Origin of the sequence: Roseofilum reptotaenium CS-1145 (genome assembly GCF_028330985.1) — a bacterium.
GTDB classification, from domain to species: domain Bacteria; phylum Cyanobacteriota; class Cyanobacteriia; order Cyanobacteriales; family Desertifilaceae; genus Roseofilum; species Roseofilum reptotaenium.
Window position 1 is genome coordinate 1 of the sequence record NZ_JAQMUE010000044.1, and the last position, 12,020, is coordinate 12,020.

A 12,020-nucleotide genomic window follows, 5' to 3' on the forward strand; every position below is an offset into this window, starting at 1 on the left:
ACTTTTCCCCATTTTTCGCGACATCTATCAGTTCTTGACGTTGCTCTGTACTCAATTTAATGCGATACTTAAGCTTGGGGTTACTCATAGGTACCTCCGATAACTCTTACCCACAATTTTAAGCTTGCCAGTCCACTACTGTGCACTTGCATGGCTTTGCCGCTTAAAGACTTATCAATCATCTCTAAATAAGCCAATCCCCATTGAGTAAAATGTCTCTTAATCTAATGTCTGTCTAGGAGATTATCAAAAGGGGGTCGGTAGTAGTGGACACCCCTGGCGGTTTATCTTCGGCAAGAGCAATCAGCGATTTTATTGAAGCAACCCTGTGGGGACTCCTGAAGCCCCAGAGTGGGTAGCTGCTGATATTGTTGCTGTTCTTTATCCTACATACGCAAAAACATCTAGAGCTAAGGTATGGGCTAATGTTCGTTCTGAATGGAAGGGTATGCACAAAGTCCATACCCATGGAACTACTCAGATGATTGTAACATTATTTGAGCCAGGACTCTATCACCTCATCACTCGTTCCAAGAGTCCCCTAGCCATTCCTTTCCAGAAGTGGGTCTTTGAGGAGGTCTTGCCATCAATTCGGAAGTCTGGTTCTTACAGCGGGAATTGTCTGTGGGGAAGAAGAACGCTATCGCTATTATTAATTAAATTAATAAAAATATTATATTAACGATTGAGCTATTCTTTCGTTAATAACACCAATGAATAAAATAATTTATTTTTTTATTAAACTGAGTTGTAAATATAGTCTGCTATTCTCTGATTTATTACTCTTCCTCTTACTCTGATTAGGTAAATGAAGGGTAAACTCTTGGAAGAGAGAGAGGTAAAGGACTAGGGTTTCTCATATTCTTGAAGTCACGACGTAAATTTACGTCGTAATCCTAGGAGTAAGTAGGAGGTATGGGAGAAGAGAGAGATAAAGGTTTTTTTGTTTTCTTCTCACAGAAAATCCCTCTGCCAGCTACCCGAATAAGAGAAATAATATCAGCTAAAGTGACAGTAGTCAGGGGCGAAGTATGAGCCGATAGGGAACCCTTGACGGATGGAACGAGCTGATTAGTCTACATTTATTCGGGTAGTTCGGCAATGGAACAGAAGGTATAACTTCACCCATCTCAAACTGGAATATCAATAGCTTTTACTAATTAATAAAATGTACAATAATCAGTTTCACTTAACTACAATAGTGTTATGTAGTCATTAAGTGAAGAAAAGACTATGAAATTATCAGAAGAATTCGCCAAAGTCATTACTCAAGCAGAGAGGGCAACTGTTCGTTTTTTTTGATGGATTAGAGATTGATGGTTACCGGATGCCTGATGGTGAGTTTCGGGTCAGTCTTACTGGTGCGAGTCGGGTGGTGGACTATTCAAAGGAATGGTTAGGACGTATTCTTTCGCGTTCCTGCAACCCAGTCAAAGTCTTACAGGGTATGGGTTTCACGGGAAAAATCCCAAAAACTGCAACCCAGTCAATCCGGGGAGGCGGTAGAGAGGTTCAGACTATCTCACTCAGTGATTTCAATCTGGTGATTGTGTATGCAGCTTCCAAAGGCAAGAAAGAAGCCTTGGCTCTTCAATCTTCCCTGACCATTATGGCTCTTGGGGACTTCTTCCGAGATGCTTTCGGCGAAACCCCTCTTGCCATTGACGAGAAGCGCCGGATTTCTACAAAGCTTATGCAGCAACAATTAGCCCAGAGAACTGGAGGGCAATGGACAAAGAAGATATTCTTGCTCTAGCTTTCCCCGGAGATGAACCTCACTTAGCTTGGGGTTCCTGGAACCAGTAATATTATTCAGGCTATTCCCTTCACTAAGATTACCAAAAAAAAGACCCCATTACGGGGTCTTTTAGTAATTGGAGGCTAGGAGAAAACGCTCTTTCTTCTCAGATATTTGCTTCCATTCTAGCCAACCTTACCCAATCCTAGGAAGGTCGTCGTTACCTCCTAAAAGTTCATTGAGCCTGGCGTTTTCCTTCTTCAGGAAGAGAATGGTTTCCTCTAGGGATTTAATGGTCTCCTGAGCTTGGGTGAGTTCGTCTTTTAGCCTCTGGTTCTCTGATTTTTCAGAGATGTCAGCCATCAGAAGATTGACTTGATTTCGAGTGGACTGGTGCTTGTCGTATTTGTCATTCATGGACTGAGAATGACCCAATGATAGGGCGCGTTGGTCACGAGTTAAACCGGCAAGTTTGCCATGATAATTTGCCAGGTGACGTAGGGCGTGAGTCTGGGTGAAGCCTTGACCTCCTACTTGGGAGATGTAACTTGAGAGTCGTCTTCTTAAACTCATCTCAAATACACGCTTAATCCTTTCAGGGCTTGATGAACTGCTGGGGGTGCATTCAGGTATTTTTACCTCAGCATTTTTGACCTCCAACAATTCAACTAAACCAGGGTAGTCTGGATGAAGCATTGGACGGGCGATCCGATTACCTGTTTTAATAGTAATCCAATGCTTTTCTTCACTGGTGTCAGTCACCCAAAAACCATCCCCAATAATGATGATATTCTCGTCATTGGTTGGGTCATGGAGCGCCTTGAATGTATAGCCATCAATAGTTATCGGTTCATCAATATTCTGAATAGCTTTGAATTCAGAAGCCCGCAAACCATAGATTAGATTGATTGAAAAGGCTTTGAACCAAGATTGACGGGATTTAATGTTGCTCCATTGAGCTTTAGTCAACTCATAACCATTGAGTCCAAGCACCCTAGCTCTAAAGTCTAGGAATGCCTCAAGGTCAATAGATTGCACTTCAGTCTTACGAATCACTTTGAGAGTTCCGAAATGAGAAGTTACCTTATCTAGCTCTGAAGAGAGCTTGGTGTCTCGAAGGAGCTTCAGGACACCAGTGTAGGCATTTTTGAACCCTTTAGAACAGAGTGTTTGATTGCCAGAAATCGAGAATAATTGAGACCAGCTTTGATTAAGCTCGGAAATGATGTTTTCCCCAGTAAGTCGAAGCTTAGGATTGAGCTTTTGGTGATGGTTCCCGTAGGTCAAATGATAGTTAGCCAAGGTATTGGACTTTAGCTTCTCCTCGCTCCTATCCCTACCACACTTGTCGTAGCCATTGATGTAATTGTTCTTCACAATCTCAATGGCTTCCCCAATGGTAATGATGTCGTTTTCAAGGGATACAGCTCCCTTGATTTCCACTTCATACCATTCCCAGAATTCGGACTCAGAATCCATATTCCGTAAGGCTTCTGTTGTGGACAAAGCTTTGGCTAAAGCATTGACGCAACCATCACGAGTGAAGTCCTCGTTACACGAATTGTTAACCGTTGCTGGTTTGGTAGCTGTTTTGAACCGGAGATACAGTCGGTTACCGCTACTGACAATCCGAATACCCTTGGGGGTACTCTTCTGGCAAGCCTTAAGGTAAGCTCTCACCAACTCGTGGTCAACGTACTTGGAGATGTCAATGGAGTTAGAGTGGAAATACTCATTTACCAGAGACCATGCCTGTTTTATGTAGGTTTCCATGTTCAACACACTTTCAACACGTTTTCAAGGTTCAGTGTGTGAAACATGTGTGAGGTAAAGCTTTCAGCTATTCGCATAGCGTTAGCCAGAGAGTAGGAATAGGGTTCGAATCCCTGGTCACCTATACAGGGTCAACTATCCAAAATTGAGAGGGTCAATATCTAAGCTTAAACTGACTCTCTTGGAATGGAGCGATCGCAATTCAGCTAAAGAAGGTAGATTTATTTCTTCTCTTGGAGGAAATTTGAGCAAAATCTGCCAACGATAGGCATCAGAAACCCGCATCACCCGTGCAGGGGCAGGCCCCAAGACCTGATACCCTCCTGGTCTTGATTCTAAAACGTCCGCCACTCGATCGGCAGCAGTTTGCACCTCCATGAGATCCAAGCCACTGAAGCGAAACAATACTAAGGAAGAATAGGGCGGATAATGGTAAGCTTCTCGCTCCTGTAACTCCTGTTGCATAAACATTGCATAAGCATTTTGTTGCACCGCTTGAATGGCGCGATGGTCTGGCGAGTAAGTCTGAATAATAACCTGTCCGGGGTCATCCCCACGACCGGCCCGACCGGCAACTTGGGTTAAAATTTGTACGGCTTCCTCTCCAGCGCGATAGTCTCCCTGATGCAATAAGCCATCAGCAGCCACCACTCCCACCAGGGTCACCCCTGGAATATCCAATCCTTTGGTTAACATCTGGGTTCCCACCAATAAATCGGCTTCTCCTCGCACAAACCGAGTCAGTAGGGTGCGATGGGCGTTTTTGGTGCGGGTCGTATCGCTGTCAAACCGAATCACCCGCAGTTCTGGAAAGAGCTTGGCTAACTCATGAGTCACCCGTTGGGTTCCGGTGCCAAAGTGTTTCAGGTAGGGCGATTGACATTCGGGACAGTGGGAGGGTTGAACCTGGGAAAAGTTGCAATAATGACAACGCAACCGTTCTGTAGCTCCCTGATGGGTGTAGTGGTAGGAGAGGGAAACGTCACAATGGGGACATTCGAGAACATATCCACAACTGCGACAGGAGACAAATGTACTATGGCCGCGACGGGGAATAAAGAGAATGCCTTGTTGCTGGCGATCGCCTAAACGCCTTAACTGATCTTGTAGACTACGGCTAAAAATAGACCGATTTCCCTGTTTCAGTTCTCGACGTAGATCGACAATGGAAATGGGAGGAAGTTGCCGGTTTCCCACTCGTTCTGGTAAACTGAGCCGCGTGCAGGTTTTTCCCGGCCCGCTGCTAAACCAGGTTTCCATCGATGGGGTGGCGCTACCCAAAATCAGGGGGCAATTTTCCAGTTGGGCCCGCCATTGAGCCACCTGACGAGCATGGTAGGTAGGAGCAGGCTGGCTTTGTTTGAAACTGGTATCGTGTTCCTCATCCAAGATAATTAAGCCCAGACTGGGCAAAGGGGCAAAAACGGCGGATCGGGTTCCAATGACGATTTGAGGGGTTCCTTGGAGCATTTGCCGCCAGGTATCGTAACGTTCCCCATCGGATAGGGCACTGTGGTAAACGCGGATTTTTTCTCCAAACCGGGCCCGAAAGCGATCCGTCAGTTGGGGGGTGAGGCCAATTTCTGGTACTAGCACCAGGATGGATTGTCCTTGCTCTAGAATGGGGGCGATCGCCTGAAGATAGACCTCCGTTTTCCCCGATCCGGTAATCCCATGGAGCAGAAAGGGATGATAATCCGATCGCTCCTGAATGGCTTGCAAAGCTTCAGCTTGCGCGGGTGTCAGCGGTTTAGGTGTATCGCGATCGGGCATGGGGCCCGTATCGTACCGTAACTGTTCCTGTTCTTCAATAACGACCCATTGCTTTTGCTCTAAGGTTTTGATCACCTCTGAATCGACTTGGCCTTGCTCCAGTAGCTCACTTACAAACATTTGCCTGCCATGACGAGCAAGAAGGTTTAAGACCTCATATTGCTTGTCAGTTAATCGTTCTGTTTCTGGTAAAACTGATTTGACCAGGGTTACCACCTCTTCCTGAATCGCCACCCATTTCTTTTCCTCCAAAGTCTTGATTAACCCCACAGAAGTCTGAAGTTCACTAAAGAACATTTGCCTTCCCTGACAACGCAAAAGGTTTAAGATGTCATATTGCTGCTGAGTTAATCGTTCTGTTTCCGGTAAAACCGATTTAACCAGGGTTACCATCTGCCCTTCAATAGTCACCCACTGTTTTTCCTCCAAGGTTCTGATTAACCGAGAATTTGTTTTGCCCTGTTTCGCCAGTTCACTAAGCAACATCTTCCCTCCCTGACAACGCAAAAGGCTTAAAACTTCCTCTTGTCGTAGGGTTAACTCTTGGGGTGAGGGTAACGTAGACTTCATGAGGGTTACCACTCGCTCCTGAATCGCTACCCACTGATTTTGCTCTAAGGCCTTGATTAATCCTGGATGGGTTTGGCCCTGTTCCACCAGTTCACTGATAAACATTTGCCCCCCATGACGATGCAAAAGGCTTAAGATTTCATGTTGTCGAGGGGTTAACTCTTGGGGTTTGGGTAACGTGGATTTAACAAGGGTTACCACCTGTTGGCGTTTCGGACGAGGCGGTTGGGGGGGTTCCAGGTAGCTTTCCACCCATCCCCGTTTTAACAAATCTTTCAGTGCGCGATCAGCCTGGTATACCTGTTTTTTCAGCTTGCGCCAAGAAGAATCCCCAGTTTTTCTACTAGAGAGGACATTCAGCAGTTCTTTGGCTGAGAAATCCAGAAATACTTGCGCCTCTTTGGGAATGGACTCCGTTAAGCGGATGCGACGTTGGGATCTGGCCAATAATCCTGGAGGTAGAGCCATGCGAATCACCCGGATCAAGGACGTATGGTAATAATCGGCTACTTGGTTTAAGAGTTGCCAATAACTGGGGGGAAAAAATCCCGAACTAATCACCTCATGAACCGACTTAATCTTTTCTGGGGGGAAATCTGCTGGAGGTGCAGACAACAAACGAATGGCGATCGCCCCCACCTGCTGAGAACGACAAGGTACGATCAAAATATCCCCTAGCTGCACCCTCAAGTTGGAGCCAATTGCATAGGTATAGAGCTTTGGCTCCTCTTCCTCTAATTCTTGCTGATCCACATCCAGCAAAACCTCCACCCAGCACTGCCGATCAGAAGAGGAAGTCTGGATATAAAACGGATTCTTCGAGGCAGCCACTCGGCAACTCGTAATGGGTGGTTGCAGGCGATCGAGTTTACTGATCATAACGTTTTAGATGGCGAACTGCTTTCATTCTGGGGTATCCCATGCCTATTGCTAGTCGTGCCTCTTGCCTCCCCCTTAGCTTGAGACTGCTCTAATTCTATCAAAAAGATTATGATTTCTCCTCTTCACGGTCAGAGTGTATCGTACTCCACAGAAACTTGAGAAAAAAACACACAACAATAACTTTTGTATCGTTTACTCACCTATGGATTGCCAACCTTAAATTATGCTACTACACTAAGGACAACCTTATGCTGTTCAGCTCAAATTCCCTTGGCTTTAGCTGAAAAGTTATCACCTACATCGCCACTCCTCACACCACAGATCCTGAATTCTTTAAAGTGCAACTCATTTTGTCATTTCCTATGTTGAACAGACCAGAAAATAACGGATTGATCGATCGGGAATACGATAATCCCCAGGCAAACTCAGAGGCAAAAGCGTCTGTTTTAAACGCCCTTAGCTTATCCCCGTCAGACCCTGAACAGTCTGCCAACTCATTATCGACAGGAAATTGGGTAGATTCAATTGCTTTTATTAATGAAGATACCGTTGGACTATTCCTGAAAGAAATGGCCCGTTATCCCCTCCTGAGTGCAGAAGAAGAAGTTATCTTATCTCGACAAGTTCAAGAGGGAATGGATCTGCAAAAAAAGCAAGAAAAATTTCTAGCAAAGACGGGGAAAAAGCCGACGATTACAGATTTAGCTCGGTCCAGTGGTTTACCGGCATCTGAAATTAAAACTAAACTCAAACATAGCCAAATTGCCAAGCAAAAAATAGTGCGATCTAATCTGAGATTAGTGGTGTCAATTGCCAAACGGTATGTGAATCGAGGAGTCCCCTTTCTAGACCTCATTCAAGAAGGAGCATTGGGATTAAATCGAGCGGCCGAAAAGTTTGATCCCGAAAAAGGCTATAAGTTTTCAACCTATGCCTACTGGTGGATTCGCCAAGGGATCACCCGGACGTTGGCAAACCATGGACGCACGGTAAGATTGCCTATTCATGTGGTGGAAAAGCTGAATAAAATGCGAGTGATGCAACAGCAATTGCGTCAAAAACTCGAACGTAGCCCCAGCGAAGGTGAATTAGCCGAAGCATTGGAAATTTCGATTCCTCAATTGCGGTATTTGCATCAGGTACGCAGGCGATCGCTCTCTCTAAATCATCGATTTGGAGAAGACCAAGATACGGAATTACTCGATTTACTTGAAGATCAAGGAACTCAGTCCCCAGAAACCCTCCTGAGCGAAACTATGATGCGTCAGGAAATCCTATCGGTTCTCAGTGATGTCCTCACCGAACGAGAAAAAGATATTATTTCCTTAAGGTATGGGTTAAGTACGGGAAAACCCTATACTCTAGAAGAAGTCAGCCATTTGTTTAACCTCTCCCGCGAACGAGTGCGGCAAATTCAGACCAAAGCGATGCGGAAACTGCGCCGTCCTCAAGTTGCTCAACGGTTAAAGGCTTGGCTGCGCTAAACCAAAATCGGCATTCTATGCAACTATGAACCCTGGCGATCGCCCGAAGCTCGAGATCCGACTCGCAACCCGCGATGATGTACCCGTCCTGTTCGATTTGATTAGCGCTTTAGCTGAATACGAACAATCATCCAATCAAGTCATTGGGTGCGTGGCGGATCTAGAAAAACACCTGTTTGATCGGTGCTATGCAGAAGCCTTAATTGCCCAGTGGGAAGCAAAAACGGCGGGATTTGCTCTATTTTTCCCGAGTTATTCTACCTTTCGCACCCAACCTGGACTCCACCTCGAAAACCTGTTCGTGTTGCCTCAATTTCGCCGTAAAGGGATTGGTCGTGCCCTGTTAAAATCTTTGGGTGAAATTACCCTAGAGCGTGGTTATGAGCATCTGGAATGGGCAACTCTGGACTGGAATCAATCGGCGATCGCCTTTTACGAATCCATGGGCGCTCAAACTCTGAGCAACTGTTGCCTTTATCGCGTCACGGGTTCAGCATTTACGGATTGAGCCGATTCAATCCACAGAACTCTCTAGATGATGAAGCATCAGTAAAAGAAAAGAATATGATTTCCTTAAGGTATAGCTCAACTGATGAAAAATCCTATACCCTAAAACCTGAACATTGGCATTGAGTGCAACCATGAACCTCGATCAAGGCGATCGCCCGAAACTCCAGATCCGACTCGCAACCCGCGACGATGTAACCATTCTATTCGAGCTAATTGGCGCTTTAGCCGAATACGAAAAATTATCCCATCAAGTCATCGGGTGCGCCACCGATCTGGAAAAACACTTGTTCGATCAACACTATGTAGAAGCCTTAATGGCCCAATGGGAAGGAAAATCGGTAGGGTTTGCCCTCTTTTTCCATAACTATTCCACCTTTCTCACCCAACCCGGTCTCTATCTCGAAGATATTTTTGTCCGACCTGAATATCGCCGTAAAGGGATTGGATCGGCCCTGTTGAGAACTTTGGCAAAAATCGCCCTAGATCGCGGTTGTGGGCGCTTTGATTGGGCGGTATTGGACTGGAATGAACCGGCGATCGCCTTCTACGAACGGATGGGCGCTCAAGTGCTTCCCGACTGGCGAATTTGCCGCCTCACTGGTTCAGCCCTTACCGATTTAGCCGGTTAACAGCCAAAATCTATAGCAAACTCAGGGAAACTGGGAGCATTCCCTATTCCCTGTTCCCTCAAACAACAATTAGGAGTATTGCCCTATGACTATTTGGGTCAACGAACAAATCGATCCCTCTGGCATGATCTATGCTTGCATTGCTTGTTGCGATCAAAAACAAGCACAAGAGTGCCATGACTCCTTCAACAACAACCTCACAGAAGACCAAAAACAAGCCGGATGGAGCGCTCGAATGCATACCGTTTCCTCTTGGGAAGAAGTGCCCGCAAGTGCGCTGAAGTTGAATTAAAACTTGTCGGGATGGGGGAAGAGACAAGAGAGGCAATAGCCAAAACCCAGTTTTATCTTTGGATCGAGGGGCTTTCCAACCGGAAAGCCCCCAATTTTAAATTGCCTTCGCCACTTTTAACTCTTGAAGTTGAGTAGCATCACCGTGCAAGACAACTCCACGATTATTGAAGGCTAAATGGCGGACAATTTTATAAACCGCTTCAATTTCCTCTGGGGCGTTGGCAGCAGTCGCTAATTCTACTAAAGATAAAGCTCCGTCGCTCTCCCCTAAAGCTTTCATAATTTGATTTTGCAACTGGAGAACACTAGCGGCAGCTTTTTTGCCAGCTTCTACCCCAGGTTGGTGATAGGCATTGATATTCACCAAAGTGGCATACAATCCGACCGCCCGCTCATAGAGGGCAATCAATGCCCCTACAGTGCGTGGGGTGACTTCGGGAATGGTGACGGTAATGGAGTCCCGGTTATTTTCGTATAAGGCTTTGCGGGTTCCTTGCAATAGTCCAGACAGATAGTCACCACAGGTAACGCCAGGTTCTACTTCGGGGGAAGGGCGATCGCGGTCTTTCAGAACTTCAATAAAGGTGACAAAGAAATTCGGTACACCTTCGCGCAACTGCTGGACATAGGCATGTTGGTCGGTGGAGCCTTTGTTACCATAAACAGCAATCCCTTGATAGACCGTATTGCCGTCTAAATCCTTTTCTTTACCCAAAGATTCCATCACTAACTGTTGGAGATAGCGGCTAAAGAGCAGCAAGCTGTCTTGGTAGGGCAAAATCACCATGTCTTTTTCTCCTTTACCATTGCCAGCGAAGTACCAGGAAAGGGCAAGCAGAGCGGCAGGATTTTGTTTGAGGGAGGGGATGCGGGTGGCTTCATCCATTTCTTTGGCTCCCGCTAACATTTGGTTGATGTCGATCCCTTGTAGAGCGGCGGGAACTAAACCAACAGCAGAGAGTTCGGAGGTGCGTCCGCCTACCCAGTCATGCATGGGGAAGGTAGCTAACCAATGTTCAGATTTAGCGAGTTGTTCCAGTTTACTCTCATGGCCGGTAATGGCGATAAAGTGGGGGCCATGGGGGAGGTTGGCAGCTTTATAGGCCGCTTTGGCTTCGATCATGCCATTGCGGGTTTCGGGCGTGCCTCCAGATTTGGAGATGATAATGACTAGGGTGGTATTAAGTTTATCTTTGAGTTGGCCTAGGGTACGGTCAATACCCGTCGGATCGGTGTTGTCAATAAAGTGAATATTGAGTTGAGGGGAGGAAGAGGCTAAGGCTTGAGCAACAAATTGGGGCCCTAGGGCCGATCCACCGATGCCAATGGAGAGAATATCAGTGAATTGGGGAGCATTGGGGGGTTTGATGGCTCCGGAGTGGATATCTTGGGCGAAGTGATGAATCGCTTCTAGGGTTTCGTTGATTTCAGCTTTGAGTTGGGGGTTAGGTGCAAGATCGGCGTTGCGTAGCCAGTAGTGCCCCACCATTCGTCCTTCATCTGGGTTGGCGATCGCCCCTGATTCCAGTTTAGCCATTTCTGCAAAGGCTTTGTCAAGCTTGGGCTGTATTTGTGCGACTAGACGATCGTCAAACCTCATTCGACTAATGTCGAGATAAAATCGTAGGCTGTCGTGGGTGTACAGCCAGTCTTGATAACGTTGCCAGAGGGTTGCTGCATCCATAACCAGTCTTCTCCAAAGGGTTGAGGCATTGTCGGCGATCGCCGATCGAAACAAGGTAATCAGAGGTTACTTAAAACTCTCCTAGACACCATACCGTTTAGATCTCCGGTTTGGGTAGAATCCGGAGAAATTTAACAATTTGCCCCATGACGGCGATCGCAATCAGATATTCTCCAATCGTAAAATGATAGAACATCGGCTCTGGGCCAAGTCGATGCAGTTTCGGCAGGTCTTCTAGGCGTTTGAGGCTCAGGAACTCAGTAAATACAAAGCGATAAATTGTTTCATAGCTACTCTTTTCCTTTTTCTGTAACTTTTGTAGATCTTGGAGAAAGCTACGGTGATAGAGCAGTTGGTATTGGGTGGATGATAGTGTGGAGGAGTGAGCCACAGTCATAGGATTTGCACCTGTGCCAGCGATCGAGGATTGGTTTATTATGGATTATTATGGATGATGCAAAAACCCTAGAGCTTCTTCGCGATTCATGAAATCACCGGGTTTGATTGTATCCATGGTTGCGTGCATCATGGTCAGTACATAGACATCTGCACTCAGAGGAGCTAAAAAAGCCCAAACTTGATTTAAGTATTCTTCCGGAAGTCCATCGACGAGATCGTGGATCTGTTGTCGTTTCTTCGTATCAATCATACCCTTGACATAGGAGGTCTGCATTGCCTCCCCC

At 46.2% G+C, this 12,020-nt stretch carries 11 protein-coding genes; 6 read left to right on the forward strand and 5 right to left on the reverse strand.

Translation table 11 applies throughout. The features are described 5' to 3' along the window. Positions 1–328: 328 nt before the first annotated feature. Together PN466_RS26245 and PN466_RS07170 are read left to right on the forward strand one after the other, a co-directional pair. Positions 329–682, forward strand: coding sequence for a BRO-N domain-containing protein (locus PN466_RS26245; RefSeq protein WP_390889980.1), 354 nt, complete (start codon positions 329–331; stop codon positions 680–682). A gap of 645 nt (positions 683–1,327) precedes the next feature. Beyond that, positions 1,328–1,756 carry a hypothetical protein gene (locus PN466_RS07170; RefSeq protein ID WP_271938164.1) on the forward strand — a complete coding sequence of 143 codons (429 nt, stop codon included), beginning with the start codon at positions 1,328–1,330 and terminating at the stop codon, positions 1,754–1,756. Between the two features lie 177 nt (positions 1,757–1,933). Here PN466_RS07170 and PN466_RS07175 read toward each other — a convergent pair whose 3' ends face one another. Beyond that, a complete protein-coding gene (locus PN466_RS07175) occupies positions 1,934–3,511 on the reverse strand; it encodes a hypothetical protein (protein ID WP_271938165.1) in 1,578 nt (525 codons plus the stop codon). Positions 3,512–3,646: 135 nt separating this feature from the next. Further along, complete coding sequence (gene priA / locus PN466_RS07180) at positions 3,647–6,733, reverse strand: primosomal protein N' (RefSeq protein WP_271938167.1); 3,087 nt, start codon at positions 6,731–6,733, stop codon at positions 3,647–3,649. Positions 6,734–7,098: 365 nt separating this feature from the next. Between priA and PN466_RS07185 the strand changes: the two genes are divergently transcribed. The 4 genes from PN466_RS07185 to PN466_RS07200 all read left to right on the forward strand — a co-directional run bounded on the left by PN466_RS07185 (position 7,099) and on the right by PN466_RS07200 (position 9,651). After that, positions 7,099–8,220 (forward strand): RNA polymerase sigma factor, RpoD/SigA family, encoded by a 1,122-nt coding sequence (locus PN466_RS07185; protein WP_271938168.1) that lies wholly within the window; start codon positions 7,099–7,101, stop codon positions 8,218–8,220. A 25-nt stretch (positions 8,221–8,245) separates the two neighbouring features. Next, positions 8,246–8,728 carry a GNAT family N-acetyltransferase gene (locus tag PN466_RS07190; RefSeq protein WP_271938170.1) on the forward strand — a complete coding sequence of 161 codons (483 nt, stop codon included), beginning with the start codon at positions 8,246–8,248 and terminating at the stop codon, positions 8,726–8,728. 133 nt (positions 8,729–8,861) lie between these two features. Continuing rightward, complete coding sequence (locus PN466_RS07195; RefSeq protein ID WP_271938171.1) at positions 8,862–9,359, forward strand: GNAT family N-acetyltransferase; 498 nt, start codon at positions 8,862–8,864, stop codon at positions 9,357–9,359. An 85-nt stretch (positions 9,360–9,444) separates the two neighbouring features. Beyond that, positions 9,445–9,651, forward strand: a complete 207-nt coding sequence (locus PN466_RS07200; RefSeq protein WP_271938173.1) for a glycogen debranching protein — start codon at positions 9,445–9,447, stop codon at positions 9,649–9,651. 96 nt (positions 9,652–9,747) lie between these two features. On the opposite strand, the gene PN466_RS07205 is transcribed toward PN466_RS07200, so the two are convergent. The 3 genes from PN466_RS07205 to PN466_RS07215 form a co-directional block, all read right to left on the reverse strand. Continuing rightward, positions 9,748–11,337: a glucose-6-phosphate isomerase gene (locus PN466_RS07205; RefSeq protein ID WP_271938175.1), complete on the reverse strand. Its 1,590-nt coding sequence runs from the start codon at positions 11,335–11,337 to the stop codon at positions 9,748–9,750. Positions 11,338–11,434: 97 nt separating this feature from the next. Further along, a complete protein-coding gene (locus tag PN466_RS07210; protein WP_271938177.1) occupies positions 11,435–11,734 on the reverse strand; it encodes a cytotoxic translational repressor of toxin-antitoxin stability system in 300 nt (99 codons plus the stop codon). Between the two features lie 48 nt (positions 11,735–11,782). Continuing rightward, positions 11,783–12,010, reverse strand: coding sequence for a hypothetical protein (locus PN466_RS07215; RefSeq protein ID WP_271938179.1), 228 nt, complete (start codon positions 12,008–12,010; stop codon positions 11,783–11,785). Positions 12,011–12,020: the final 10 nt, after the last annotated feature.

Excerpts from the sequence above, each read along its gene's own strand:
- PN466_RS07170 (WP_271938164.1), top strand. The coding sequence starts at position 1,328 with ATGCCTGATGGTGAGTTTCGGGTCAGTCTTACTGGTGCGAGTCGGGTG.
- PN466_RS07175 (WP_271938165.1), bottom strand. The coding sequence starts at position 3,511 with ATGGAAACCTACATAAAACAGGCATGGTCTCTGGTAAATGAGTATTTC.
- priA (WP_271938167.1), bottom strand. The coding sequence starts at position 6,733 with ATGATCAGTAAACTCGATCGCCTGCAACCACCCATTACGAGTTGCCGA.
- PN466_RS07185 (WP_271938168.1), top strand. The coding sequence starts at position 7,099 with ATGTTGAACAGACCAGAAAATAACGGATTGATCGATCGGGAATACGAT.
- PN466_RS07190 (WP_271938170.1), top strand. The coding sequence starts at position 8,246 with ATGAACCCTGGCGATCGCCCGAAGCTCGAGATCCGACTCGCAACCCGC.
- PN466_RS07195 (WP_271938171.1), top strand. The coding sequence starts at position 8,862 with ATGAACCTCGATCAAGGCGATCGCCCGAAACTCCAGATCCGACTCGCA.
- PN466_RS07200 (WP_271938173.1), top strand. The coding sequence starts at position 9,445 with ATGACTATTTGGGTCAACGAACAAATCGATCCCTCTGGCATGATCTAT.
- PN466_RS07205 (WP_271938175.1), bottom strand. The coding sequence starts at position 11,337 with ATGGATGCAGCAACCCTCTGGCAACGTTATCAAGACTGGCTGTACACC.
- PN466_RS07210 (WP_271938177.1), bottom strand. The coding sequence starts at position 11,734 with ATGACTGTGGCTCACTCCTCCACACTATCATCCACCCAATACCAACTG.
- PN466_RS07215 (WP_271938179.1), bottom strand. The coding sequence starts at position 12,010 with ATGCAGACCTCCTATGTCAAGGGTATGATTGATACGAAGAAACGACAA.